Source organism: Cyanobacteria bacterium FACHB-DQ100 (assembly GCA_014695195.1).
GTDB lineage: Bacteria > Cyanobacteriota > Cyanobacteriia > Leptolyngbyales > Leptolyngbyaceae > Leptolyngbya.
Window position 1 is genome coordinate 150,405 of sequence record JACJNW010000037.1, and the last position, 25,364, is coordinate 175,768.

A 25,364-nucleotide genomic window follows, 5' to 3' on the forward strand; every position below is an offset into this window, starting at 1 on the left:
TGAAAACGAGGACTTTGGCATGAAGCTCTTACTATTGTTGGCGTTGGCGGTGTATGTCGTGGGGGCTTATCGCTTTTGGAAAGGCTTCCGACGGACAAACTTTAGTCAAGGTAGAGTGTATTTAGCGCTACTGTGGCCCGCTATGATGTTTAATCGTTCTTACCGTCAAAACTTTACTCGCGCACTCAAAGGCTAAATCATTGGCTGTACAAGACTGGGATTCACATATTGCTGCGATCGCCGATCGCTTTAACCGAGAATATCGCGGTGAGGCGATCGCGCTGCCTGAAGAAGTTGAGGCAATGCCGATTTTTCGGGAGCGCGTATCAGGACAGCTTCAAGCAAAGATTACCTCTCCGTTTTGGCAATTGGCGCAACCGCAGAAGAATCAACGCTGCTTGGATATTGGCTGCGGCGTTGGTTTTTTGATTTATGGCTGGCGGGATTGGAATGCTTACTATTCTGGTCAAGATGTCAGTAAGGTGGCGTGTGATGCGATCAATGCTCGCGCTCCGCAACTCAATTCTAAGCTGTTTCGCGGGGTTAAGCTCGAAGCGGCGCATCAGTTGCAGTATGAGGCGAACCAGTTTGATTATGTGGTTTCGACGGGCGTGAGTTGTTATTCGTCGATCGATTACTGGTCGCTAGTTATGTCCGAAGTGAAGCGGGTGCTTAAACCCGGTGGAGTGTTTGTGTTTGATGTGCTTGATCCGAATGCACCACTGGCGGAGAGTTGGGCAATTTTGGAAACGTATTTAGGCACAGAAGTCTTTCTTGAGTCGTTAGAAGATTGGAAGAAATTGATTCAGTCTGAGGGCGGTAAAATTGTGAAAACGCTGCCTGGAGAGTTATTTCAGTTGTACAAGGTAACGTTTTAGGATGGTACAACGCTGCGTTATTAGTGGCTTGTGCCCCCTAAATCCCCCACGAGTGGGGGACTTTGAGTATAGAAGAACTGTGAACATAGAAGAACTGCTTGAGCTTGGGGAGTTACTCTACTTGCGCGGCTTCTCGGGTCGGTTTCTCGCTGGAATGCGATCCCCTCGATAAAACTTGCGCTCTAAATTGTGTAACACAAGCCAAGTTGAACCTGCAATCAGGGGCACGATCGCAGCCAATCCCGCAATTAGCAGCGATGACGGCTGAAAGAGAATGGACACTAAAGGCAACACTGCCCAACATAAGCCCCCTAGAACAGCGATCGCGAACTTCAACTGCTGAATTCGCGCCAATGCAGTACGGCAGCTTGAACAATGAACGGTGTGAGAGTGATAGCGATCGAGTAATTGTTCGATCGGCTGCAAAGGAGGTAACGATTGATGCGGAAAGGGATCAGCTTCAAACTGATTCACCCAATTTCGTAAGCTTGACACAAATGCATCGGCACGAGTCGGTAAGTAACAAGCTTTTGCATAGTTCTCACTGCCACCTTTTTCGACTAAATAGCGCTCTTGATAGTGCAAAAAGATTTGATCATCTTCTAACACCGTGTTGTTGCCTAAATGCGAATACCAGCGCGGTGTGAGCTTGATAAAAAATTCAGGAAGCTTAGAGGCAAACTTAAACGGGAATCGAGCAAAGACGCGGCATTCCCCTTTTCGCATCGGTGTTGCATAAACAACTGTAAGCGTCCGCCCGAATTGTTTCGAGGTTAGATCGTGATACATCAATGCCGGAGCAATGAACTTTGTATGCTGCGATCCCAGTGTTCCTTTGCGTGGGCCTTCTTGCCAAAAGCCTACAAAACCTTGTTTACCAGATTCTAAAACTTCTAGCTCAACGGTGGAAGCATTCGATCGATTCCCCACGGATTTATGATGCGTAAACGAAATGTGGCTAACATCAAGAACATTTTCCAGCAGCGTTAAGGCATCGTAAGGTAAATCGCGAAACGTGTTCAAACACACCCATTCATCGGGCGATTCTTCCATTGCTTCTATGATCGGAATGTTGACTTGCTCTGGATTGTTTTTGCCGGGATAGATGAACAATAGTCCTTGCCGTTCTGCGGTGGCATAGGAAGCAACACACGCCCGCTTAGATTCATCTGCAGAAACATTGTCAGACTGTTGGGGAATACGATCGCAGCTTCCATCTCCTTTAAATGCCCACCCATGATAGGGACATTCAAGCAGTCCATCTTCTGCAATTCTGCCTTCTGAAAGGGGAGCTAATCGATGCGGACATTGATCCTCGAATGCTCTCCAAGTCTCAGACTGAACATCCCACCAAATGACTAAATCCTGTCCCAACAGGGTAAATTTAGTTGGCTCTGTTTTGCTTAAATCTCGAACATAATGAACCGGATACCAAGCTTCCTTCCAATCAAACCGAGTCGGATCGGTTCCGCCTGCGGGAATCTCAGTCGCTTGGGTTGCGGGGGGTCGGTCGATCAGCATGAGTCAGCCCTTTGAAGAAATTTCTTTACACTTCTTCATTATAAAGAGCTGAGTTTAAGACAGGTGAAACCATAGTTAGCGATGGCTTGAAGGGTTCTACATCTGACCCTCAAGCGATATAGGAACTGAACGCGATTAAGCCGACTAAGGTGAACAAACCGAGTCCTCGACGGAAGTAGTTCACGCCCTGAAACAGTTCTAACCAAGCCCAGGTAAACGCAGCTCCAAACCCGATTAAACCGATTCCAGCTTGGAGTCTGCTTGCAGGAAGGACAAGATGCAATAGGATAGCTGTCGTGGCAACGATAACGGGTAAATTTGGCATCTGAGCAATTACAATATTGCCCTCGTGGTCGCGAAACGTGCGATCAAACAACGTGCTTCTTTGCGCTTCAACTTTCTCTGAATTGGTTTTTAATTGCGATGTCATATATTCTGTCTGCCAGCTACTTGATCCAAAGCTTAGCTCTGTCGCATTCGCTCGATGCCCCACTAAAGTTGGAGATTTTCAGTGTTAACGTGAGTTCGACAGAAGTTTTTAGCTACGTTTGAACCTGCGGGTAGCCCCCTAAATCCCCCACAGGTGGGGGACTTTGAAGGGTTAGGAATCGATTCAATTGGGGAATTGCGGTTCTCTAAGTCCCCCATTCTGGGGGATTTAGGGGGCAAGAAGCCGCTCAAACCGAAGCGAAAAATCTCGTCGAACTGACGTCAGGTTAGGGTTAAGGTAGACCAGCATCGAGTGTGACGGCAAATTTGATTCAAGCCTTACGAGTGCGGAGGAGTTGCACGAAGGTATCGCTGACGGTGTGGTCTTTAGTATCGGCGGCATATTAGATTAAGGTTTCGCGCAAGGCTTGGGCGGCATCGATCGATAAGAGAGTCGCGAGGAGAAAGTAAACGCCGCGAAACCGAGGATCACCGAGAAAGGTTCGCACGATGAAAAATGCGGCGATTTTGTCGTGTTGGAAATGCCATTCTTTCTGAATTTCGCCTTCAAACAGCAACGATCATGATTGAAACGAGAAACTTGGTGTTTGAAGAGCGGTCGTTTGAGTTTGGAAGACGATTGTTCCGTTTTAGAAGACGATCGTTCCGTTTTAGAAGACGATCGTTTCGCTTTAGAAGACGATCGTTTCGCTTTAGAAGACGATTGTTTGCGTTCAGAGGACGATCGTTTGCCCTTGAAACGCGAATCTTGGAGTTTGGAAGACGATCGTTTCGCTTCAGAGCACGATCGTTGGTGTTGCATCTCTCGATCAACGAACTCTTATGCAATTTTGGTAAAACGAAGGTGCGGTAGCTTCGCTTCACCAAAATTGCGTAAGAGTCGCAAAGAGTCCACTCATTGCAGACCTTTTAATCTTCTCAAAGTCCCCCAGAATGGGGGATTTAGGGGGCACAAGCCGCTCAAACCGAAGCCAAGATTCGCATCTACTTAGAACTTTGCCGTAATCCGCTTCATCGCTTCAACGACATTCTCCCGGCTATTAAACGCAGAAATGCGGAAATATCCTTCCCCTGCTGCACCAAATCCCGATCCAGGCGTACCCACCACATTGCAGACATTCAGCAGCTTATCGAAGAAATCCCAACTCGATAATCCATTCGGCGTTTTCACCCAGACATAAGGTGCGTTCACACCGCCATAGACAGAAAGACCCGCTTTGGTCAATTCTTCGCGAATAATCTTGGCATTTTCCAAATAGAAATTCACCAATGTCTTGATCTGTGCTTGTCCTTCCTCGGAATAAACCGCTTCCGCTCCTCGCTGAACAATGTAAGACACGCCGTTAAATTTAGTCGATTGGCGACGATTCCACAGCTTCCACAATTCCACATCCGAACCATCGGAAGCTTTTGCTGTTAGCGTCTTCGGCACAACGGTTAGCGCACAGCGCGTTCCGGTAAAGCCTGCATTTTTAGAGAACGATCGAAACTCGATCGCACAATCCCGCGCCCCTTCAATCTCATAGATCGATCGCGGCAAACTTTCATCGGTCACATACGCTTCATACGCTGCATCGAAGAAAATGATCGTACCGTTTGCCTTCGCGTAATCTACCCAGGCTTTCAAATACTCTTTAGTTGCGACTGCACCTGTGGGATTGTTCGGGAAACAGAGATAAACCAAATCAACTTTCTGCGAGGGAATCTCAGCCGTGAAGTTGTTTTCCGCAGAAATCGGTAGATAAACTAATCCCGCGTATTCTCCCCGATCGTTGGCTTCTCCGGTATTGCCTGCCATCACATTCGTATCGACATACACTGGATACACCGGATCAGTCACCGCGATCGTATTGTCGCGCCCGAAGATTTCCAAAATATTGCCTGTGTCACATTTCGAGCCATCCGACACAAAAATCTCAGAAGCATCAATCTCACAGCCTCGCGCATGGAAATCATGTTTCGCAATCTTTTCCCTGAGCCATTCGTAACCCTGTTCAGGCCCATAACCCTTAAAGAGACTACGATCGCCCATGTCCTCAACCGCTTTGATCATCGCCTGGCGACACGCTTCCGGTAGCGGTTCGGTCACATCCCCAATTCCCAAACGAATAATCGGAGCATCAGGATTTGCCTGCGCGAAAGCATTCACCCGCCGAGCAATTTCGGGGAATAAGTAACCTGCTTTCAGCTTCAAATAATTGTCGTTAACGGTTGCCATGTCGATTGAGTGTGAATAAGGTCTGACTCACCATTATTCATCAGATTTCACATCAGATTTCACAGGGGCTTCAAATAATTCCACCAGAATCCTCTTCTCTTACTGGATCTGTTACAGTAAGTCCGATGTCATTTCTTTGACCTTCTCACCCTTAGCGCAACGTATGGCGAACACCTTCTATTCATCGACGAATTCCTGGGTCAGCAAAGCACGATCGCAGCGCTCCTTCCGGGCGGTGATTCTATTCCTACTTGCCAGTGGCGTGATGAGCGTTTGTGGATTTCGCCTCGCCTATCTGCAACTGGTTGAAGGAAAAAACAACCGCCAGCTTGCTGAACAAAACCGCGTCCGATCGCTTTCCATCGTGGCAGATCGCGGTAATTTGGTCGATCGCAAAGGCAAACCGATCGTCGTGAATCGCTTGTCGCGAGCCGTGTATCTCTATCCGCGTGAGCAAACCAAAGAACAATGGCAGGTATCGGCTCAGCGCATTAGCGAGTTATTAGAAATCCCGAAAGAAGACATTATCAAAAAGCTCGAAGAAGTGAAGTATCGATCGGTGTCCCCGGTGCGAATTCTGCGGGGACTTGATGAGAAGAAATTTATCGCGCTGCACGAAGTCGGGCAAATTCGCGGCTTAGAAGTTCAAGCAGAATCAACCCGCCAATATCCTTATGGAAGCCTTGGCGCTCACGTTTTAGGCTACATCGGCGAAGCCACGCAAGAAGATCTCAAAGCAAATCCCCAATTTCCCAACGGAATGCTGGTGGGACAGATGGGCATTGAGCGGATTCAAGATGCGACATTGCGCGGCATCTGGGGCAGACGGCTGATTGAGGTGGATGCGGCAGGCAAAGAGTTAAAGATGCTCGGTGTGCAGCCGCCCGTTGCAGGAGCGCCGCTACAGTTAACGCTCGATGTCAAACTGCAACAAGCGGCTGAGAAAGCATTAGCCGGACGACGCGGCGCAGTTGTAGCGCTCGATGTGAAAACGGGTGCGGTTCTCGTCATGGCAAGCGGGCCGACCTTTGATCCGAATATTTTTACTCGCAAAATCAGCCAGAAGACCTGGGATGCACTGCAAAGCCAAGACCATCCTTTTCTCAACCGCGCTTTGCAAGGCTATCCACCAGGTAGCACCTTCAAAATTGTGACTGCAATGGCAGCGATGAAGTCCGGTCAATTTTCTGCAACCTCAATGTTGCCGACTTACAGCGCCATAAACATTGGCGGAACTCTCTTTCACGAACATGGCGATGCTAGCTACGGAACGATCGGGTTTCGGGATGCGTTAGCAGTCAGTAGTAATACGTTTTTCTATCAGCTTGGCATGGCGATCGGCCCTGAAGCGATTTCTGAGTGGGGTCAAAAATTCGGCGTTGGCACGACTTCTACCATGGGCTTAGATGGTGGCAGTCATGGCATCATTCCCACACCCAAACAGAAGGAGAAATTATTCAAAGAGCCGTGGTATGTCGGAGATACAGTCAGTACCTCGATCGGGCAAGGAATGGTACAGATGACTCCGCTAGAAATGTCAGTCATGGTTTCAACCGTGGCGAACGGAGGGAAGCGCGTCAAGCCTCATTTACTCGCAAGTCAAACTTACCAGCCGAATATGCAGCCGGAATCGCTGGGGTTTGAGCCATCTGCTCTAAAAGTTCTGCAAGAAGGACTCACAGCCGTTGTGCAAGAAGGAACGGCACGCAGTCTTGGCGACGGCTCGATCCCGCTCACCGCCGGTAAAACGGGAACGGCGGAGGTTCAAGGACAAGAGGACAATTCGCTCTACGTGGGATATGGGCCAGTCAGCAATCCTCAGATTGCGATCGCGGTTGTGGTTGAAAACGGCGGTTATGGAGCGACAGCCGCAGTACCGATCGCGCATGAAGTGTACAAAGCCTTTTTCGGAGCGGCGAAACCTGCTCCGAAAGCAGAATAAACTCAAAGATCGCGATCGCACGGTAGGATCAATCAGTCGATTTGCGAATATCGCCCTGTGACCTACGTTCCCCTTCATCACAAATACCGTCCCCAAACGTTCTTGCAGCTTGTGGGTCAAGACGCGATCGCGACCACACTGTCAAATGCGCTGAAGCAAAACCGGATCGCGCCTGCCTATCTCTTCACGGGCGCACGCGGAACCGGGAAAACTTCGAGCGCCCGGATTTTTGCGAAATCACTCAATTGTATTTCGGTAGATGCCCCAACCGACAAGCCTTGTGGTGTTTGTCAGACCTGTCAAGAGATTACTAAAGGTAATGCTTTAGATGTCATTGAAATTGACGCTGCAAGTAATACCGGAGTTGATAATATTCGTGAACTTATTGAACGCGCTCAATTTGCTCCTGTGCAATGCAGATATAAAACTTATGTGATCGACGAAGTTCATATGTTAAGTAATGCTTCGTTCAATGCTTTATTGAAAACTTTAGAAGAACCCCCGGAACAAGTTGTTTTCATTCTAGCGACCACTGATCCGCAAAGAGTTTTACCGACCATTATCTCTCGCTGTCAACGGTTCGATTTCCGGCGGATTCCGATCGACGATATGACCCAACACCTCACGATGATCGCCGAGAAAGAAGGAATTGCGATCGCAGAGGATGCCCTCTATCTAATTGCTCAGATCTCTCAAGGTGGCTTACGCGATGCCGAAAGCTTGCTTGATCAACTGAGCCTTTTATCCGGTGATATTACCGTTGAGCGCGTTTGGGATTTAGTGGGTGCAGTTCCAGAGCGCGATCTAATGGCGCTAGTTGAAGCGATCGCTCAAAACCAGCCAGAAACCGTTCTTGATACCACTCGCCGCTTGATGGATCGCGGACGGGAACCTTTAATTGTGCTGCAAAATTTAGCCAGCTTCTATCGTGATTTATTGATTGCAAAAACGGCTCCCGATCGCGGAGATTTAGTTGCGCTTACGTCTCCAACTTGGGTGCAGCTTTGCGAGTTTGCAAAAGGAGTCTCGATCGGAACAATCCTCGCTGGACAACAACGCCTCAAGGAAAGCGAACTGCAATTAAAAAACTCTACTCAGCCTCGTCTCTGGTTAGAAGTAACATTAATGGGACTATTGCCTTCCGCAGTCGCAACCGAATCGACTCAACCGATTGTTGCTCAATCGATCGCAAAACCTGTCCAAACGATTGCCCCACCGATTCCAGAACCGATTAAGCCTCCTGTTCCGGCAACGACTCCGGAGCCAACACCAGAACCGATACAAGAGTCACCAGACAGCGATCTAACGGATCTGGAGCAACTCTGGCAAACGATCATCAGTAATTTACAACCCTTGGGAACGCAAGCCCTGTTAAAACAACAGGGAAGCTTACTTTCGTTTGATGGAGAAGTGGCTCAAATTGGTGTAGCTCAAAAACTCTTAGGACTGGCACAAGGACGATCGAAAAACATTGCTGCCGCGCTCACCAAAACTTTTGGAAAAGAAATCAAATTCAGCTTGGTGGTCGCACCGACGACTGCTGTAACATCCCCAACGCCCCCTCCTGCACCTTCACCCACCGAACCTTCAGAACCCGCTCTGCCTCCATTCTCCAATCCCACTCCACCTGTTACGACCAACCCCGAACCCCACTCCGAATCTACTCCCGAAGAACCTCCCCAACCCTCTTACAAACGCTCAGATTGGGAAGACGATGAAGTTGCTCGTGCGGCAAGAACGTTAGCGGAAGCATTCAATGGGTCTGTGGTTGATGCAGACGAGGCTGAGATTGAAGCGATCGGCACTCCAGACGAGATTCCAGAACTAGAAGACGCGATCGACGACGAAGATGATACAGAGTTCTAAAAACACCTGAGTTCGATGACCCTCATAGAACCATTAAAACGATCCCCGACCCCCGATGCCACCGAGGACAACGGCATGAATTGTGGTTAACCCGAACTCAGGTTAGTTGGAGCTTGAGTGAACACAGGCTGGAAGCGCAAATGGTTGTCAACCAAGCGATCGGACAAATTATCCGCACCGCCTTTGGTAAATGTTCGCTCTACTTTGATAGTTTGTCCCAGGTTTGAATAATAGCCTGGAAGGATCTTGGAAGATTCTTTGTTTCTAAATCAATGTACTGCGTTGTCATTCCCATTCCTTGCAGAGTCGTGGTCGGATAGTCTGCGAAAGCGGCACTACTGAGATAGCGCAGATTGTGCAAATTGGGAAATCGTTGTATTTGGAGCAATCGCTCAAATCGTTCAACTTCCGGTTGAGACAGCCGTTTCACAACTACCGGACGAGTCCGAATGTTCGGAGCGCTGACGTATTTCGTAATCACGCCCTCTTTGGTCAAGCTCAGCCGCGTCACTGTGCCTGCAAGATCTCCCGAAACGATCGATTGAAATACCACAGTGTCCTCGATCGGCAGTTTGTTTTCTTCTGGAATAAACGAAGGCACTAATCCGCCTCGGCTACCACTTGCGGTTGAATTCTGAACGATGCGAGTTCCAGACTGATCGAGGTGATAGATCCAGCTCCGTTCGCCATGAGTTACGATCGCTTGCCACCCAGGTATCGCGATTCTAGTACAAGCTTGCCGAGGTTTGAAGATGCCAAGACAGCCATCCCAGGTCGTCGATCGGACTGCTGCAATCTTCAAGCGATCGACGGGGACTCGAACTTGTCGCGAAATCTTGTTCAGCAAGCGTTGGCTGACTTCAATGGGTAAAGTTGCCTCGCTCGATCGCGGCTCTAAACGAACGGTGTTGGCATTACTGTCTGTGCGGTAGGTTAAGTTGTTCTGTCCATCTGAGACTTCGACTCGCCAGCCTTCGATTAGTGCTTGGGCGCAGATTTCAGCCGCACCCCCTAAGCCGAGACAGCTATCCATCCAAGTCTGCTGATTGAAGCTCACAAGATTGACCGCACTCGGCTGAACGCCAAACTGTTGAGCGGCAGCTTGGCGAACCTTCTGTTCGACGGATTCCGGCAAGGCAGCAAGCTTTGGCGTGAGGGCAACCTCGAACAGCCGAGGAGCCGCAAATCCAGCTTGAATGGAAAGCCCAGCACTGGTACTGAGCATGAATCCAGCCAGCGCGATCGTCGTCATCTGATGCAACAAACGAGAATTCATAACAATTGAGAGTGTTAAGGACAGGTCTAACTTAGCTAGTCGAATGCTGAAGGACGATTGCTGTTTCTGAATTTGCTACAGCACTCACAATTCGTTACTCAACGTGCCGCAGGTGAGGTGCGCTCGATAGGGTGTGACCAGAGTTTGATTCGCTTTCATTACCTGCGAGCATTACATGATCTCCCTCTAAAGGTTCAAGAACTCTGCAAGTAGGGATACCTCAAGAGTTGGAGGAAAAGATGAGCTTCAGTCTCTAGGCTGGTTGGTGTGACGGGTGAGCGCGATCGATAATACCAAATTGATTTTTGAGTGCGACAGATCCTTCGCCCCCTAAATCCCCCACGCGTGGGGGACTTCAAGCCAAATCTGTTTCGGATTCTCAAAGTCCCCCAGTATGGGGGATTTAGGGGGCTTCCAAGATCTGTCGCATTAATAAATTGATTCGGTATAACTATCAATTCTTTTCAAAAAATTCTTTTCAAAATGTAAGTAGCTGGAGGAACGATGCCAAACGCTACAGATACAAACCTCGTCGGTGTTGTGAGGCAAGCGGCTTGTCCACTAACAGGCACAACCTCAGATTATGATTCTCTGATGGATTTAATTGGGGATGCACGTTTGGTGTTGATGGGTGAAGCAACGCATGGAACTCATGAGTTCTATCAACAGCGAGCAGAAATCACGAAACGATTGATTCAAGACAAAGGCTTCACCGCTGTTGCCGTTGAAGCAGACTTTCCAGATGCTTATCGAGTGAACCGCTATGTGCGGGGAGTGAATCTCGATCCGACTCCTGAAGTCGCATTACGAGGGCTTCAACAATTTCCAACTTGGATGTGGCGCAACGTTGATGTCGTCGCTTTCGTCGGCTGGCTGCGTCAGCATAACGATGCCCTCACTCCAAGCCAATCCAAGGTCGGCTTCTATGGCTTAGATTTGTACAGTCTGTATCGCTCGATCGCAGCCGTGCTGGATTACCTCGATCGCGTTGACCCAGAAGCGGCAAAACGGGCACGCGATCGCTATGCTTGCTTAGACCACTTTGCTGAAGATGCTAAAGACTATGGTTACGCGGTCACCTTTGGCTTCGGTGAATCTTGTCAAGAAAAAGTCGTGAATCAGTTAACGGAGTTACAACAACAATCGGGCTATACCCAACAAGAGGGTCAGGTTGCAGCGGATGAATTCTTCTATGCAGAACAAAACGCTCGTTTGGTAAAAGATGCCGAAGCCTACTATCGCTCGATGTTTGAGGGGCAGGTATCGTCCTGGAATGTGCGCGATCGTCACATGGCAGATAGCTTGGATAATTTAGTTGAATATCTCGATCGCCAAGGAAATGAGTCTAAAGTCGTCGTTTGGGCGCACAACTCTCATTTAGGAGATGCACGGGCAACTGATATGAGCAAAGCTGGAGAGTGGAACCTCGGTCAACTCGTGCGCGAAAAATATGGACAGGATGCTGTCTTGATCGGATTCAGCACTTATACCGGAACCGTGACCGCTGCCGCTCACTGGAATGAACTTCCGCAGTTAAAGCGAGTTTGCCCAAGTTTACCCGGTAGCTACGAGGCACTCTTTCACGAGACTGGACTTCCTCAATTTTGGATTAATCTGCAAGCTGAAAATTTAGCCGTTGCAGGATTGCGGGAGCGGCGATTAGAGCGAGCGATCGGTGTGATTTATCGTCCTGAAACGGAACGCGAGAGCCACTACTTCTATGCGTCGCTGCCTCAACAGTTCGATGTCATGATTCACATTGATGACACTCGTGGGGTCGAACCGATCGATCGTACTGTTGAATCGATCACCGACGAAGTACCAGAAACCTTTCCCTCTGCCCTTTAACCAACTACGGAGTGATAGTATGACTGAGAAAAAGTTAGCGAATGAAATTGCAGTGCCTTCGGCTCTCGCTTTGCGAGTTCGTCACGGGTTCTGATTCTGGGATTGGACATTGTTCTATTCCAATAGAGATTATCCAAACAACTGTAATTAGTGAGGTATGACTGATTGAGTGGTGAACCATTGCATTGCTTCATCAGCGATCGCACTCGGAACCGTATGCGAACCGTCAAATTCTCGGTAAAGCACGTCGTAGCCTGCTTGTTGTAGTCGTGGCACAATCCGACGACTGCATCGATCAATCGGCAACACTGTATCGCCTTTGCCGTGAGACACAAAGCATCGGGGTTGTCCGACTTGAGTTGCGGGTGCTATAAATCCAGGCGAGAACGCAAGGATATCAGTAAACAAATCTCCATTGGTAATGCCTACGGAAAGGGCATAGGATGCTCCATCTGAAAAACCTGCGATCGCAATTTGATTCGGGTTAATCGAATAACGAGAAAACGTCTGTGACAATGCTTGATCAATAAAGGCAATGTCAGAACCGTAATGGCTAAGAATCACATCCCAAGTTTGCTCACGTGAGTCGATCGCTAACACGATCGCGCTCAATTGCTCTGCCCATTGCTGAATGATACTGAGTCCATTTTCCGCATTGCCTCCTGCACCATGTAGCATCAGCACGAGAGGATTAGAAGAATCTGCTCGATAAGCTGTAGGAACATAAAGTAACCCATCTCGCTTACCTGCTAATTTGAGCGGATGCAGCCCAGGAGAGCCAGATCCTTTCGGCTGTATCGGACGAGCGCGTAATCGCCCTGCTGCGGCTGAACTTGATTGCTTCAGAAGTTTAGAGTTGATTCGCGGCATAATTTCAATTACCGTTATTCTGCGCTGGGAGCATCCGTTGTGAGAGACAAGTTGCCTTCGTCATCAAGCTGCGTCAGATCGACTGGATAGTCTCCTGTTGTTGTAAATTGTTTCGCTTCGGTCGGATCATCGGTATCCTGATCGCCGGAAAAGTTGCTTGCGACAGGTTCGTTGCTCGAATCATCGAGTTGGGGATCGACTTGGGCGTTTGCATCGAGTAATGCACTTCCACCTGCAGCATGGGTCTGTCCTGAGACCGTTTGTTGCGCTTCTAGTGCTGCTTGGTTGGGAGTTGCGCCTTGGTTTGCCATTGATTGGTCGTTCATGGTTTGAAGTGTTTTCGTGTTGCAGTTTGTTTCGTAGAGTCAGCGTCGATCGCACTGTCAGAAATTTTCACCAGCACAGGGATTGATCGAGTATCTGATAACAGACTTTCATGCTAAGAATTGCTGTAAGCTCAACCGTCTATCCAATGCCATATTTATGATTACTTTGAAATAACAAGCGATCGAAGAAATGAGAGCTTGTTCAATGAAACAATCAGTTCGCTTCAATCTAGAACAAAATGTTACTCCTATGGTAAAGATGACATCTGCAAGCAATCATTACGCTAGTAAATTGTGGCGAACTAATTGAAACGAAGACTGTGAAACCTCTGATCGTCGTACACGGAGGAGCGAAGTGCGATCGACACGCTGATCAGTCGTGTAGAGGAAGAAGCAGGATGTATTTTAATCGATCGTCAAGGGCGTATCGGGTGGGCGCACAACTCTCAGGATATGGCGGTTGCTTATATGAGTGAGGGTTTAGCACAGCCTGCTATCTTTACCCGTAAGGAGCAAACTTCAGTCATTCCAGCCTAAAATCTAATATGTTTTCTCAGCATCCTTTTTTTCAAGGAAATTCGTTTTCTGATTTGTTTGCTCAAGACATTCAGGTCGATCGCGATCGTGGTTGCATCGACTAAATCCCGCAGTTGGTTGAGTGCTATCAGGATTGTTGATAAGCGATCGAAGGTTGCTAGATCCTGTTGAAATTTCTCGATATCAAAGGAACGGGGTAGGAAGTCAGATTTCTGTTAGATGACTTCTAGAACTTTGCCAGCAAAGATGCGGTTTTTGTTGCCCATGCCTAACATTGATTTTCGTTCTTCTGCGCTGAGGTCGCGTAAGAAGGGGAGGAGATCGTTGATCTGAGTGAGCAGGTTGAGGATGGTATCTCGATCTCTTTGGCTCAGAAGTTCAGCACCCGTGGAGCTAGAAGCATCAGAGGGGAAAAGGAGGGCAGAATGGTTTGAGGGGCACTGTTGCCGTTGCTCGTGCCATTGCCGTTTGTTTTGATTCATCAAGGTATCGATGCACGTTGTTGCATCTACTAAACATGCTCCTAGCGTTTCCGTGTTGAAGAGTGGGATTTGCAAGGAGCAGGTTATTTTTTGGGAGAGGGGGGTGCGATCGCGGGAAAATATTAGGTAACGGCGAGCGTCACCGGCAGTAGATAACATTGGAACGAAGCCAGAAGTTACCAATCTGTCCGGTGCACGCAAGGGTTAGCTGACAATTTCTGAAATAGCTGAGATAGTTGAGTAAAAGAGTTTTCGGTCTCCTACACCAACTCCAACTTATGAGATCAACGCTCCCACTTTACGTGGTTCAAGTTGCTGATATAACCATGACTCAACTTGTGGATCGCCAATATTACAAGGATTAGCAATCTTGATGACAACTGCTTTAGTTGTAGGACTATAACCGATACTTTTTTCTACCAAGCTTTCTGCTAATTTCAAAAAAGTTTTGGACTGGCAACGTGATATAAAAGTCACTAAACTGCGAAAGACAATCTCTGGCTCCATAGAGCCATCCTGATACTTTGTAGTTGCATATTCTAGATTATCCAATTCTAAATATACATACATCACCCATTCATATGGAATATTACCTTCTACATTCCAAAAATGCGGGAACATTTCACGTGTTTTATTCCAACGATAAAATCCTTCATTTGTCAAATTGAGTCTTTCATAATACTTATCTAGTGCTGAGTCTTTCTTTGTTTCAATCCACTGCTCGTAGGCAACAGCAGCACCTCCAATGGCAATTATTGTTGCTGCAAGCCCAAAATAATCCTCCTTTTTTATAAACTTTTCACTTTCTGGAATTTTGCTAATTCCTATAAATCCTGCTATTGCAACAGCGATAGTAATGAGAAAAGGCCAAAGTCCTATCTGAGCTGTCCATCTCTTCTTAAGTCCAACTTCCTTCAGAACTGTTTTTTCAAATGCTATTCGTCTCATACTATTGACTCCTTATCTCATAAATGAAGCAGTATCAAACCTATCTCATAGATACATCAGCTTAGCAATTGAATGTGAGGAAGTTGTGAATTCACTGACAATCGAAGTAAAAATCTTGAAGATACTTAATTAGTACCTTTGCATCGAATTCATATTTTTTAATGCTCTAAACACGTAATCACTCAATTCGGGTTTAGGGACACCTCGAAAAAATCAAGCTTGGTTAGGTAATGACACTTGCAGGCTAACTCATTTATTTTTAGACGGATTCGACCCGTCTTATTCTGCTTAATCTCCCAGATTGAGATTTTAAGAAGATGGAGATCCACATAACACTCTGGAGCAGTATATTATCCAGACGGGAATTCTGTCTAACGCTCCGAATCAGGACGTTATCTAGACGGAGATCTGTATATCATCCGAAAAAAATTTATCCAGACTAGGATTCTGTATGTCATGCCGAAATAGCATTTTATGCAGAATTCACGTCCGTATAATGTCCCTCGGCTTAACGCAATTTCTTACTTCTTCAAGAAACATTTATGATTGGCACTTCATCACACTCCACTCAAACAAGCTTCGCTCCGCTGGAAGTGTTCGCACTTTCTCCAACCCCCCAAAGCTCACCCCTGACCATCCAAAGCTAACGCATGAGCTTCCAACACTCACCCCTTGAGCTTCCAGAGTCGATCGCTGAGCTTCCAAAGCTAACCCGCGATCGCTCAAAGCTGACGCATGAGCTTCCGAGGTTCACCCCTTGAGCTTCCAGAGCTAATCGTTGAGCTTCCCAAGCTGACGCATGAGCCTCCAAAGCTCGATCGAGGAAAAATACTGTTCGATCAGATCCGCCATTCGATACAAGCATGTTGTCATATAGCTCGCCAAGATCAAGCTGTGCTTCGTAGGAAGGTGGTGCGATGGCTACGATCGAGGTCTTAACTCAAATCTCTGATGTCATCTGGGAAATCCCCACGTCCTACAAAGACGGGATGCGGGTTCCGGCTCGGCTTTATGGGACAGAGAAATTGATTCGAGAACTCGATGATGCCGTTTACGATCAGATTACGAATGTCGCAACGCTTCCGGGAATCACCAAATATGCACTCTGTATGCCTGATGGTCACTTTGGCTATGGCTTTCCGATCGGGGGCGTTGCCGCAATGGACATCGAGCAAGGAGGTGTCATTTCTCCGGGCGGTATCGGGTTTGATATCAATTGTGGAATGCGGTTAGTAACCACGAACTTAACGTATAAAGACGTGAAGCCGCATCTGAAGGAACTCGTCGATAAGCTGTACGATCGCGTTCCGGCTGGCGTCGGTAGCACTGGTTTTGTCAAACTCTCGCGCAACGACTTTCGCAAGGTGGTAGAGCAAGGAGCGCAATGGTGCATCAACAATGGGTATGGTTGGGAAGATGACCTGGAATTCATGGAAGAACAAGGGTGTATCAAGGGAGCCGATGCCAGCAAGATCAGTGAGAAAGCTATCGATCGGGGGTTTCATCAAATCGGGACATTAGGATCGGGCAATCACTATCTTGAAATTCAAGTTGCCAAGCGAGAAAACATTTTTGATAAATCATTGGCAAAGCAGATGGGGATTACCAAACCGGATCAAGTGGTGATCATGTTTCACTGCGGTAGCCGAGGCTTTGGGCATCAGGTTGCAACCGATTACTTGCAGCGATTCCTTAAAGTGATGGATAGCAAGTATGGGATTAAGGTTCTCGATCGAGAGCTTGCCTGTGCGCCGTTTGATTCTCCCGAAGGACAAGCCTATTTTGCCGCGATGAAGTGCGGTATCAATATGTCCTTTGCCAATCGCCAAGTCATTTTGCATCGCATTCGAGAAGTGTTTTCGCAAGTGTTTGGGCAATCGGCAGAAGATCTGGGAATGCAGCTTGTGTATGATGTGTCGCACAACACTGCGAAGTTAGAAAAACATATTGTGGATGGCAAGGAGCGATCGCTGTTAGTTCACCGCAAAGGAGCCACTCGCGCTTTTGCCCCCGAAATGGCTGACCTCCCAGAACGCTACAAAGAAACAGGACAACCTGTGATCATTGGGGGCAGCATGGAAACCGGATCATACTTGCTCACCGGAGTTGCAACCGGAGATCAAACCTTTTACAGTACAGCCCACGGTAGCGGACGCACGATGAGCCGTACCAAAGCGCGTAAAACATGGCGCGGAGATGCACTACAGAAACAAATGCAGCAACGAGGGATTTATGTTCGGAGTACATCCTACACAGGACTCGCAGAAGAAGCAGGCGGTGCTTACAAGGACGTGGATGAAGTGATCGAAGCGGCAGAACTCGCAGGCATTAGTCAACGAGTCGCGAAGTTAACGCCGATCGGCAATATCAAGGGGTGAACTATGACAGAACGTACACCCCTTACCGTTGTTACGGGGCCTTTGGGCAGCGGCAAAACCACACTGTTGCGACACATTCTGAGTGTGATGCCGCGAAAGTTGGCAATTTTGATGAACGAGTTTGGGGAGATTGCGATCGACACCAAAATCCTTCAAGGCAAAAACGTTGAAATGGCAGATTTAGGTGGCGGTTGTGTTTGCTGTTCGCTCTTGGGTGAATTTGAAGCGGCGGTCGATGAAATTATTGCAACGGTCAATCCGGATCAGATCATTGTGGAAACAACGGGCGTAGCGGAACCCGATGCGTTAGTGTTTGATATTCAAGAAAGCTTGCCTCAAGTGCGGCTCGATGGAGTTGTCACCGTGATGGATGCTGATGGTCTAGTGGCATATCCTCAAATTGGGCATACCTCTCGGATTCAAATTGAATCGGCTGATCTCATTCTGTTGAACAAAGTTGATTTAGTGACTGAAACTGAGTTAGAAACAGTCATCCATAAACTTCAGTCATTCAATAAAGTGGCATTTATTGTTCGCACGGTTCGATGCCAAATTGATCTAGATCTATTGTTTGGCATTGGTCGAGAACGCTTACAACCTGCTCCGCACCATCAACATCAGCTAGAGGTTGAATCGTTTAGCTACACCGCTCAATCGGTTTACGATCGCGCTTGTTTTGAAACCTTTGCCGATTCTATGAACTCAACGATCTATCGAGCAAAAGGATTCATTCAACTTCCGGAGGGTACGCATCTCTTCAATTTTGTGGCGGGACGCTGGGATTTAGAATTGTTTGATGCTCCCGCGACAGAACTCGTGTTCATTGGTAAACAAGTGCGTCAGTTTCAATCTAACATTTGCGACCGCCTGCAAGCTTGTGAACGATCGTCAGGAGAATAGCCCCATGCCTTACGAATTTCTAGAGGAAGTTGCAACGGCGGATATTGCCTTCTATGCCTGGGGAGCCGATCTAGAGGAAGTGTTCAAAGCTGCAGGCGATGCGGTGATCAACACAATGATTGAAAATCTAGATGCGATCGCACTGACTGAAACGCGCCCGTTCAATCTAGAGGATGACGCGCTCGATTTATTGTTATTCAACTTTCTCCAGGAGTTTGTTTACTACAAGGATAGTGAACTACTTTTACTGAGGGCGCAACAAATTCAGATCAAAGAGCAAGCAGCAATCTATCATCTCACTGCAACAATGCAAGGCGAACGGTTAGATCGCGATCGCCATCACCAGCGAGTGGATGTCAAAGCTGTCACACTCCATCAATTTGAACTAAAAAAGACCGACACGGGTTGGTCAGCACAAGTTATTCTAGACATCTAACATGCTACAGATTGATGGTTCCTATGGAGAAGGCGGCGGGCAAATCCTGCGAACAAGCCTCAGTTTAGCGGCGATTACGGGACAACCAACTCGCATCGACCGCGTTCGGGCACGACGGGCAAAACCCGGACTCGCGATTCAACATCTCACCGCAGTCAGGGCAGCAGCAGCGCTCTGTCAGGCAGAAATCACAGGCGATAGGGTTGGCTCCACTCAACTAGAATTTATCCCGACGCAACCCGTCCAAGCCGGAGATTATACCTTTGATGTGGCTGAAACCCTTGGAACTGGATCTGCTGGAGCCGTAACGCTGATTCTGCAAACCGTTTTACTTCCCCTAGCACTCACAACAGGTACATCAACCGTGACCTTGAGAGGTGGAACGTTCATCCCCTTCAGCCCACCCGCTTCGTACATCGAGCAAGTGTATTTGCCCACCTTGCAGCGCATGGGAGTTCAGGCAGAGGTAGAAATCTTGGCTTGGGGCTGGTATCCACGCGGAGGGGGTGAAATCCAACTACGAGTGAGTGGCAATGGTGGTAGTGTTGGTGCGCTCCACCCGATTCAATTACTAGAGCGCGGATCTCTACAACAGATTAAAGGATTAGCGATCGTGACCGAACTCCCGTCTCACATTCCCCAGCGGATGGCGAGTCGTGCGGAAAACTTGTTAGCGGAAGCCCAGCTCAAAGCACAGGTGAAAGCGCGACGACTCAAGGGCGTGGGTGCGGGTGCGGGTGTTTTTCTGACTGTCGAATATGAGCAAACAAGAGCAGGCTTTGGAGCGATTGGAAAACTTGGATTGCCTGCCGAAGAAGTGGCAGCGATCGCAGTTCAAGAATTTTTAGACTTTCACAAGACTGGAATGCCCGTTGATCTTCATCTAGCCGATCAATTGCTCTTACCTGCGGCGTTGGCATCAAGTTCTAGCCAGTACCGAGCCGCTCAAATCAGTCTGCATCTATCAACGAATGCTTGGGCGATCGAGCAATTTGGTCTAGCAAAAATCTCGATCGACCAAACAGAACACCAAATTACTGTCGTCCCTTTGATTCACAAACGAACTAGCAAAATTGCTGGGTCAACGCAATAACGATCGCAACGAGTTGTTCTGGATCAATTGGCTTCCTACTTTGCTTGAGCTATGGCTGACAGCACGGAGTTACAGTGGCAGAGGTTTTTCCCTCTAGCCTTTGTTGCCGCAGTAAATCTCTCCAGGCAGCAAGAACCACTTGATTATTTTGAGATGCTTGAATCTGTACGCCCAAAGCAGTAAGAGCGTCATACCAAATGCCATATTTTGCATAAAGCTTGGCTCGATCTAGGGGGGTTTTGGCTTGTTTAAGTTCCTGTTGTAACGCGGGAGGTGTTGCAACGCGCTGAATCCTACCTTTACGAACTAAAGGTCTATCAAAAGTATTACTGTTCGGATCACTAGCAGAATTGCCTGCACTATCACAATAGAGGGCGAGATCCCATTGATAGGTGGCGATCGCAAGCGGCACACTTGCCGGAATGGAGAATCCAATGACACCGGGATTCGTTTTCGGCAAGCGGGAAGATGTTTTGTAGCGCGTCTTACCCGTTGCGTCGCGTAATCTCCACTCTGCAAGTGTTCCCGCAGTAATTCCGGTGGGAACATTGAACCAGACCGTTGGTCGATCGCTGACTGTTAAGCCCCAACGATCTGCAGGTACATTGGCATGAGGTGATGGAACTAATGCAGCTAGGCCTGTGTAGACATCATCACAGGGACCGCGAGAGCCTCCGGCCTGTCCTCGGTCAGAAGGAGTCCCTGGATCGGGAGGCGTGGGCGGAGAAAAGTTAATTCGCTGTTGAGCATTCGAGAATTGAGCGATCGTAACTGTACCGATCAAAACAACCCCTAATGCAGCCGAGGCAGTTTTCATAGAGGCTAGAAAGGTCATGGGAAGCGTCTCCTGTTGTTAGTTACGATGGGCTAAAAAATGATAGGCAACAATACTACTATTCAGAATGAGACCCAATAGTGCAGGGATCAATGGAATCCAGCCGCCTTGGGTGAGAATCAGCCAACAGCCGCTAATCAGTACCACAATACTGGCGACCATGGCGAATCCAATCCAGTTGACCTGCCGAAAACACCATAGAATCAGTCCTCCTAGAAGCGTCCATCCCCCGATCCATAAAATTTCAATTCCAGGCGACCAGACCCAGAGTAAGGAGCGCTTATCCAATACAGCACTGAGCATCTGGCTGATCATGTGTGCATGAATGAGTACACCGGGCAGTCTTTGCGAAAAACTCCTACCATAAGGGGTTGCAGCGTAGTCTTTACTACTGGAAGCCGTGACCCCAATTAGCACAATGCGACCTTTGATTGCCGCTAAATTGATTTGTCCACCCAGGAGCTGACGCACAGTAACTTGTTGAGCCATGTCCTGGGGAAATTTTGTCGATCGATAGTTGAGCAAAATCTGACTTCCGCGTGCATCAAAGCGTTGATAGCCCCCGGTTGGATTAGTTAAGCTTGGAAACACCGTGGAACCAAGCTGTAAATGGTTGTTCGAGGTGAACGTGGGCGCAATCTGGGGTTGTCGTGCAAACAGATATCGAAAGACTAGCTGCACACTCAGACTATAGGGAGCAGAACAGGCTGCGATCGTATTAGGACTCGCGAATAACAACTGTCGCCGAATCACGCCGTCCCCATCTTCGAGAAAATCGCTGAAACCAACCTCTGATTGCCCAATTCCAGGGGGTGGTGCAATTCCTGTCGGATCATTCGATTCTGGATCAGGACGCTTACAGATCGCAATTAGCTGATCGTTCTGGGTCATTTGTTGAAGGCGTTTCTTTAAGCTAGAGCGGCGGGCTGGAAAGTCTCGATACAAATCAAGTCCAATTACTCGCGCTTGATGCTGCTCTAGCGTTTCGAGAACGCGCTCTAGCGTTTCATCAGATAGTGAGCCAGCATTCTCCGGTTGTTTCTGAATGTCTTCCTCTTCCACTCGAACAATCAATAAACGTGGATCAGGTGGCTCGATCGGGCGATGTTGCATCAGAATATCAAACGCCTGGAGTTCCAAAGGTTGCAACAATCCAAACCAGCGTGTCCCAACAATCAAGCTTGTAACCAGCAGTGTGCTCAGTGCGAGCGTTTTAGCTTGCGATCGCGTCATCGGTGGTAGAAGCCTGCGTTTTTGACCACACCAATCTTGCCAAGTTGGTGGTACTTCTGCGGGATTTTGACAAATCACAGGCAGCCAAGTTGCACACGGAAATTCAGATTCTAGAGTTTGCAGTTTTTCTCGTGCCTTCCGAACCGCAGCATACAAAGATTGCCCACTGGAAAAAGCGCTGAGAAAAGATTTGAGGAATTCCTGGGCAACTAGATCCGGAACAGGTTCCCGCATGACAATGACTTGGGGAAGCTGAAGATCAGCAAGATCCTGAGCCAGCCCCAAGCCGTCACAGGAGTTGAAGATCGCCAGCTTCAGACCTTGTGCGATTGCATGGCGTAAGCCGTATTTGAGTTGTTCGATCGTGAGCGTTTCTGTTTGATTGATTTGAATGTAGCCTTTTTCACTGGTTGAACTATGTCCAGCAAAAAATAAAACATCCCAATTCGCTTGCCAAACTTTTTCTTGCAAATCTTGCGCGGTCGGTTCAACTAAACAATGAATTTCACTATCTGGCAAACTTTCTAAGAGTTTGCGATCGCGCTCAACATCAATGCCTTTCGCATTGCCAAGAATGCTCAAAATTCTCACTTTCTTGCGTCGAGGCGGAGCTGGGAGTTGCAGCGATCGAGCAAATTCCGGCAAACTTAGCGCAATTTCAGCATGGGGATAGTCGGTGAGAAAGTCCCACAAACACCACGGCAATTTTAAGATCTGATTGTCTTTCGCAACAATCATTAACCGAATGTGATCTTGGGGTGAAAGGCGAGTCCGTAACTGTCGATCGATGACGCGAAAAGAACTCGCACTCAGCCACGCATTCAATTGAAGTTGCAGATCGTGAGATAGCTGATGAAATTCTGAGGCGGAAATGTGAGTGACTTCTTCTTCATCAATTTCAAAGTCTGGATGGTGTGTTTGTCGCCATCCTAAATGAGCATAAAGCGCTGTGTAGAGCGATCGCCACCGTTGATAGCGATCGACGATTCCCGGAATCGCGGGTAAGCTTCCGGTAAACTGCATGGGAGTCGATCGCCCAGATTCCCAAAGTTGAGCGATCACGGTTGGAAATCCGTCTTGCCAATTGCCTTGCCCAAGATTGAGAACAATTAGATAATCCATAGTGAGCATCGCTATCTGTTACATAAAATAAGAACTCCGCCAACTTCCTAAACTATAAATCTCTCCGTTAAATCTGCCGAATCTAACGAAACTTGTAGCTTAAATCGTGTCCCGATCGAGCAACGAAATCGCTTCAGTTGAATGCCATTATCTTGATCACGAGCCGTCACCGATTGCACAACATCTCCTGAGTTTGACAGCAACGACAAACGAACCCCCGTGGGCAGAATCGCCGTGGGTTCAGCCGAACCGAGGTGCACTCGAACCGAAACGCGATTAACACTCCGCACACTGCCCAAACAATCGCCCTTCTTTTCTGATTTGACTAAAAGCCACAGCGTTTGTTCTCCGAGTTCTAACACTTTGGTTTGCTGCATTGGCACATCGGCTAGTTCAACAGTGTGCCGAAACTGATGGGTGATACAGGGTCTGTTGCTCGGTTCTGAGTCTGATGGTTGCCGATGATCCGTAAAGGTATTCTGTAACCATTGCCGGAGTTGGAGCAGAGTGTTAGGAAAAGTCATGGCAAACCTCACAAACAGAAGGTCAGGACAGCAAAATCCGATTGATAGTCTTAGCCACGTTTGCGTTTGGAGAAATATGCAGTCGATCGCTCTCAATGGACGAAATTTCTGCCCCTCAGATGTGCTTAATTGGATTTTTATCCTCTACCAAGGGTTGCCAATTAGCGTAAATGCTGCCCAGTGATGTGGGTGAGCGAAGTTTTCATCGATCGAAGGCACAATCCCTGAAAACGAGGGCTGATTGCGGAGGCGTTGCCGAATTTTAGCTGAGTTGCGAATCATTTCGATCTGAGCCTCTCGTAACGCATCCGCCTTTACTTCAGCCGTTTTGAGTTGCCGATAAAATTCCTGCATCAGGAGCAATGTACTCGCATCCCTCACCGACCAGAGCGACGCGATCGCCGCTTTACTTCCCGACTGCACGGCTAACCCCGCAAAGCCCATTTCTGCTTTACTATCCCCCAAAGCCGTCCGACAGGCACTCAACACCAACAACTGCACGGGCGGATTGCGTAACCCTAAGTCCTGAAGCTGACTGAGCCGCAACTGCTGATCCCAAAACTGGATGTATGACTGATTGACATCTCCGGGTGCAAATTCAGCATGGGTCGCCAAATGAACAATGCTGTAAGACTTTCTCTCCCGTACGGCTCTCAGGTTTTTGAGGGTGAAATTTTGATTGAGCAACGCCGTTCCTTCCCAAGGCGGTTGAGTAATTGCTGATAGCTCGATCGGTACACCAGGCAAAGGTGGCTTATTGTTGAAAGTCGATGCACCCATTGCCAAAATTCTGGTGTTCGTTGACGTTCGCGCTTGGCGATCGAGCAAATTAAATGCAGGAATAATTGCCAAGTTATACTTTTCGATCAAAAACTGTTTGCCATCATGCAGAGCTGCTAATGGCGTACTTCGTAATCCTGCTCCAAGACAAAATATGAGTTGATTGATGCCTTGCGATCGTAACTGCGGCTCCAAGGGGGCAACAATCCACTGATAAAGCTGTTGACCGGGTTGTAGATAATCCTCTGGGTCTGAGTCTTCCCGAACCACGCCCATGCGAAAGGCTTGAATCGTTTTAGTCAATGCCGCTCGATTAGCTGCGTTAATCCGGCGATGAATCAGTCTACCGTTTGCCGTTACTAACATTAAATCGAGATGATTTGCCCCCGGAATCGCGTACAGCAAAGCAGATTTGCGTCCGGTGCGACGGTTAATTTGTTCGAGAGACTCAACGATTTGAGGAGCAGACAGCACTTGAGTTGTGAACTTTCCTTGAAAGTACTCTTCGTATTGCTTTTTCCATCGCCGCTCAATTTGTAGAACCGCTTCCGCGACATCGCCCCGATCGAGCGCTTGACCCACGAGATCCGGCGGTGGACTGGGAGAGGGCGTGACCGAGGCGGTTTCTTGAGCAGGTAGCGGAGCGATCGAGGACATCACGACCGAAGACGTAAATTCGCACCCAACTAGAGCAACAGAGAGTGCAACCCCAACAAACGGTAGATGCTTGTTCATAAGTCTTCGACGAAATAGCAGGTAGATAGTAGACAGCTTCAGTGATGTCTCGGCTCGATCGTTGAACAATGGATAGGGAGAGCCGTTGACCTCTAATTGATAAATCTCGTTTTCATGGATTTGGTGCTTTGACGAATGAATAGCAGCTTCTGTTGCATTGATTCCT

The 25,364-nt window shown here is 48.1% G+C and carries 22 protein-coding genes and 2 pseudogenes; 11 read left to right on the top strand and 13 right to left on the bottom strand.

Annotated elements, in window-relative coordinates:
* Positions 1 to 19 precede the first annotated feature (19 nt).
* Together H6F51_21720 and H6F51_21725 are read left to right on the top strand one after the other, a co-directional pair.
* A complete protein-coding gene (locus H6F51_21720) occupies positions 20 to 196 on the top strand; it encodes a hypothetical protein (GenBank protein ID MBD1825089.1) in 177 nt (58 codons plus the stop codon).
* A gap of 4 nt (positions 197 to 200) precedes the next feature.
* A complete protein-coding gene (locus H6F51_21725; GenBank protein ID MBD1825090.1) occupies positions 201 to 878 on the top strand; it encodes a class I SAM-dependent methyltransferase in 678 nt (225 codons plus the stop codon).
* 117 nt (positions 879 to 995) lie between these two features.
* On the opposite strand, the gene H6F51_21730 is transcribed toward H6F51_21725, so the two are convergent.
* The 3 genes and pseudogenes from H6F51_21730 to H6F51_21740 form a co-directional block, all read right to left on the bottom strand.
* Positions 996 to 2,399 carry a Rieske 2Fe-2S domain-containing protein gene (locus H6F51_21730; protein MBD1825091.1) on the bottom strand — a complete coding sequence of 468 codons (1,404 nt, stop codon included), beginning with the start codon at positions 2,397 to 2,399 and terminating at the stop codon, positions 996 to 998.
* A 109-nt stretch (positions 2,400 to 2,508) separates the two neighbouring features.
* Entirely contained in the window at positions 2,509 to 2,829 is a 321-nt protein-coding gene (locus H6F51_21735) for a hypothetical protein (protein ID MBD1825092.1), read from the bottom strand.
* A 331-nt stretch (positions 2,830 to 3,160) separates the two neighbouring features.
* A pseudogene (locus tag H6F51_21740) lies at positions 3,161 to 3,397 on the bottom strand (hypothetical protein).
* 14 nt (positions 3,398 to 3,411) lie between these two features.
* On the opposite strand from H6F51_21740, the gene H6F51_21745 reads away from it, so the two are divergent.
* Entirely contained in the window at positions 3,412 to 3,702 is a 291-nt protein-coding gene (locus H6F51_21745) for a hypothetical protein (GenBank protein MBD1825093.1), read from the top strand.
* Between the two features lie 135 nt (positions 3,703 to 3,837).
* Here the strand turns inward: H6F51_21745 and H6F51_21750 are convergent, their stop codons facing one another.
* Positions 3,838 to 5,067 carry an LL-diaminopimelate aminotransferase gene (locus tag H6F51_21750; GenBank protein ID MBD1825094.1) on the bottom strand — a complete coding sequence of 410 codons (1,230 nt, stop codon included), beginning with the start codon at positions 5,065 to 5,067 and terminating at the stop codon, positions 3,838 to 3,840.
* A 163-nt stretch (positions 5,068 to 5,230) separates the two neighbouring features.
* Between H6F51_21750 and mrdA the strand changes: the two genes are divergently transcribed.
* The gene (mrdA, locus tag H6F51_21755) at positions 5,231 to 7,009 is read left to right on the top strand and encodes a penicillin-binding protein 2 (GenBank protein MBD1825095.1); all 1,779 of its coding nucleotides are present in this window, start codon (positions 5,231 to 5,233) and stop codon (positions 7,007 to 7,009) included.
* 57 nt (positions 7,010 to 7,066) lie between these two features.
* On the top strand, positions 7,067 to 8,875 hold the full coding sequence (locus H6F51_21760) for a DNA polymerase III subunit gamma/tau (protein MBD1825096.1): 1,809 nt from the start codon (positions 7,067 to 7,069) through the stop codon (positions 8,873 to 8,875).
* Between the two features lie 199 nt (positions 8,876 to 9,074).
* Here the strand turns inward: H6F51_21760 and H6F51_21765 are convergent, their stop codons facing one another.
* Entirely contained in the window at positions 9,075 to 10,151 is a 1,077-nt protein-coding gene (locus H6F51_21765) for a hypothetical protein (protein MBD1825097.1), read from the bottom strand.
* 504 nt (positions 10,152 to 10,655) lie between these two features.
* Here H6F51_21765 and H6F51_21770 point away from each other — a divergent pair.
* On the top strand, positions 10,656 to 11,999 hold the full coding sequence (locus H6F51_21770) for an erythromycin esterase family protein (protein ID MBD1825098.1): 1,344 nt from the start codon (positions 10,656 to 10,658) through the stop codon (positions 11,997 to 11,999).
* A 147-nt stretch (positions 12,000 to 12,146) separates the two neighbouring features.
* Here H6F51_21770 and H6F51_21775 read toward each other — a convergent pair whose 3' ends face one another.
* Positions 12,147 to 12,869: a phospholipase gene (locus tag H6F51_21775; protein ID MBD1825099.1), complete on the bottom strand. Its 723-nt coding sequence runs from the start codon at positions 12,867 to 12,869 to the stop codon at positions 12,147 to 12,149.
* A 14-nt stretch (positions 12,870 to 12,883) separates the two neighbouring features.
* Positions 12,884 to 13,195, bottom strand: coding sequence for a hypothetical protein (locus H6F51_21780; GenBank protein MBD1825100.1), 312 nt, complete (start codon positions 13,193 to 13,195; stop codon positions 12,884 to 12,886).
* A gap of 357 nt (positions 13,196 to 13,552) precedes the next feature.
* On the opposite strand from H6F51_21780, the pseudogene H6F51_21785 reads away from it, so the two are divergent.
* Positions 13,553 to 13,732 (top strand): annotated as a pseudogene (locus H6F51_21785) (isoaspartyl peptidase/L-asparaginase).
* A 215-nt stretch (positions 13,733 to 13,947) separates the two neighbouring features.
* On the opposite strand, the gene H6F51_21790 reads toward H6F51_21785, so the two are convergent.
* Positions 13,948 to 14,214 carry a hypothetical protein gene (locus tag H6F51_21790; GenBank protein ID MBD1825101.1) on the bottom strand — a complete coding sequence of 89 codons (267 nt, stop codon included), beginning with the start codon at positions 14,212 to 14,214 and terminating at the stop codon, positions 13,948 to 13,950.
* 276 nt (positions 14,215 to 14,490) lie between these two features.
* Complete coding sequence (locus tag H6F51_21795) at positions 14,491 to 15,162, bottom strand: hypothetical protein (GenBank protein ID MBD1825102.1); 672 nt, start codon at positions 15,160 to 15,162, stop codon at positions 14,491 to 14,493.
* Positions 15,163 to 16,079: 917 nt separating this feature from the next.
* On the opposite strand from H6F51_21795, the gene H6F51_21800 reads away from it, so the two are divergent.
* Genes H6F51_21800 through rtcA form a run of 4 tightly spaced genes read left to right on the top strand, consistent with a single transcriptional unit; the run spans position 16,080 to position 19,969 of the window.
* Positions 16,080 to 17,540 carry an RtcB family protein gene (locus H6F51_21800; protein ID MBD1825103.1) on the top strand — a complete coding sequence of 487 codons (1,461 nt, stop codon included), beginning with the start codon at positions 16,080 to 16,082 and terminating at the stop codon, positions 17,538 to 17,540.
* 3 nt (positions 17,541 to 17,543) lie between these two features.
* Positions 17,544 to 18,440 carry a GTP-binding protein gene (locus H6F51_21805; GenBank protein MBD1825104.1) on the top strand — a complete coding sequence of 299 codons (897 nt, stop codon included), beginning with the start codon at positions 17,544 to 17,546 and terminating at the stop codon, positions 18,438 to 18,440.
* A 4-nt stretch (positions 18,441 to 18,444) separates the two neighbouring features.
* A complete protein-coding gene (locus H6F51_21810; GenBank protein ID MBD1825105.1) occupies positions 18,445 to 18,876 on the top strand; it encodes an archease in 432 nt (143 codons plus the stop codon).
* A gap of 1 nt (position 18,877) precedes the next feature.
* Positions 18,878 to 19,969, top strand: coding sequence for an RNA 3'-phosphate cyclase (rtcA, locus tag H6F51_21815; GenBank protein ID MBD1825106.1), 1,092 nt, complete (start codon positions 18,878 to 18,880; stop codon positions 19,967 to 19,969).
* A 49-nt stretch (positions 19,970 to 20,018) separates the two neighbouring features.
* Here rtcA and H6F51_21820 read toward each other — a convergent pair whose 3' ends face one another.
* The 4 genes from H6F51_21820 to H6F51_21835 all read right to left on the bottom strand — a co-directional run bounded on the left by H6F51_21820 (position 20,019) and on the right by H6F51_21835 (position 25,198).
* Positions 20,019 to 20,804 (bottom strand): DUF928 domain-containing protein, encoded by a 786-nt coding sequence (locus H6F51_21820; GenBank protein MBD1825107.1) that lies wholly within the window; start codon positions 20,802 to 20,804, stop codon positions 20,019 to 20,021.
* An 18-nt stretch (positions 20,805 to 20,822) separates the two neighbouring features.
* Positions 20,823 to 23,159, bottom strand: a complete 2,337-nt coding sequence (locus H6F51_21825) for a CHASE2 domain-containing protein (protein MBD1825108.1) — start codon at positions 23,157 to 23,159, stop codon at positions 20,823 to 20,825.
* A 47-nt stretch (positions 23,160 to 23,206) separates the two neighbouring features.
* Positions 23,207 to 23,683, bottom strand: a complete 477-nt coding sequence (locus H6F51_21830; GenBank protein ID MBD1825109.1) for a DUF1822 family protein — start codon at positions 23,681 to 23,683, stop codon at positions 23,207 to 23,209.
* A 144-nt stretch (positions 23,684 to 23,827) separates the two neighbouring features.
* Entirely contained in the window at positions 23,828 to 25,198 is a 1,371-nt protein-coding gene (locus H6F51_21835) for a CHAT domain-containing protein (GenBank protein ID MBD1825110.1), read from the bottom strand.
* Positions 25,199 to 25,364 lie beyond the last annotated feature (166 nt).

What these genes read in the sequence shown, in the direction of transcription:
- H6F51_21720 (MBD1825089.1), top strand. Translation starts at nt 20, where the DNA reads ATGAAGCTCTTACTATTGTTGGCGTTGGCGGTGTATGTCGTGGGGGCT.
- H6F51_21730 (MBD1825091.1), bottom strand. Translation starts at nt 2,399, where the DNA reads ATGCTGATCGACCGACCCCCCGCAACCCAAGCGACTGAGATTCCCGCA.
- H6F51_21735 (MBD1825092.1), bottom strand. Translation starts at nt 2,829, where the DNA reads ATGACATCGCAATTAAAAACCAATTCAGAGAAAGTTGAAGCGCAAAGA.
- H6F51_21745 (MBD1825093.1), top strand. Translation starts at nt 3,412, where the DNA reads ATGATTGAAACGAGAAACTTGGTGTTTGAAGAGCGGTCGTTTGAGTTT.
- H6F51_21750 (MBD1825094.1), bottom strand. Translation starts at nt 5,067, where the DNA reads ATGGCAACCGTTAACGACAATTATTTGAAGCTGAAAGCAGGTTACTTA.
- mrdA (MBD1825095.1), top strand. Translation starts at nt 5,231, where the DNA reads ATGGCGAACACCTTCTATTCATCGACGAATTCCTGGGTCAGCAAAGCA.
- H6F51_21765 (MBD1825097.1), bottom strand. Translation starts at nt 10,151, where the DNA reads ATGAATTCTCGTTTGTTGCATCAGATGACGACGATCGCGCTGGCTGGA.
- H6F51_21770 (MBD1825098.1), top strand. Translation starts at nt 10,656, where the DNA reads ATGCCAAACGCTACAGATACAAACCTCGTCGGTGTTGTGAGGCAAGCG.
- H6F51_21775 (MBD1825099.1), bottom strand. Translation starts at nt 12,869, where the DNA reads ATGCCGCGAATCAACTCTAAACTTCTGAAGCAATCAAGTTCAGCCGCA.
- H6F51_21780 (MBD1825100.1), bottom strand. Translation starts at nt 13,195, where the DNA reads ATGAACGACCAATCAATGGCAAACCAAGGCGCAACTCCCAACCAAGCA.
- H6F51_21790 (MBD1825101.1), bottom strand. Translation starts at nt 14,214, where the DNA reads ATGAATCAAAACAAACGGCAATGGCACGAGCAACGGCAACAGTGCCCC.
- H6F51_21795 (MBD1825102.1), bottom strand. Translation starts at nt 15,162, where the DNA reads ATGAGACGAATAGCATTTGAAAAAACAGTTCTGAAGGAAGTTGGACTT.
- H6F51_21800 (MBD1825103.1), top strand. Translation starts at nt 16,080, where the DNA reads ATGGCTACGATCGAGGTCTTAACTCAAATCTCTGATGTCATCTGGGAA.
- H6F51_21805 (MBD1825104.1), top strand. Translation starts at nt 17,544, where the DNA reads ATGACAGAACGTACACCCCTTACCGTTGTTACGGGGCCTTTGGGCAGC.
- H6F51_21810 (MBD1825105.1), top strand. Translation starts at nt 18,445, where the DNA reads ATGCCTTACGAATTTCTAGAGGAAGTTGCAACGGCGGATATTGCCTTC.
- rtcA (MBD1825106.1), top strand. Translation starts at nt 18,878, where the DNA reads ATGCTACAGATTGATGGTTCCTATGGAGAAGGCGGCGGGCAAATCCTG.
- H6F51_21820 (MBD1825107.1), bottom strand. Translation starts at nt 20,804, where the DNA reads ATGACCTTTCTAGCCTCTATGAAAACTGCCTCGGCTGCATTAGGGGTT.
- H6F51_21825 (MBD1825108.1), bottom strand. Translation starts at nt 23,159, where the DNA reads ATGGATTATCTAATTGTTCTCAATCTTGGGCAAGGCAATTGGCAAGAC.
- H6F51_21830 (MBD1825109.1), bottom strand. Translation starts at nt 23,683, where the DNA reads ATGACTTTTCCTAACACTCTGCTCCAACTCCGGCAATGGTTACAGAAT.
- H6F51_21835 (MBD1825110.1), bottom strand. Translation starts at nt 25,198, where the DNA reads ATGAACAAGCATCTACCGTTTGTTGGGGTTGCACTCTCTGTTGCTCTA.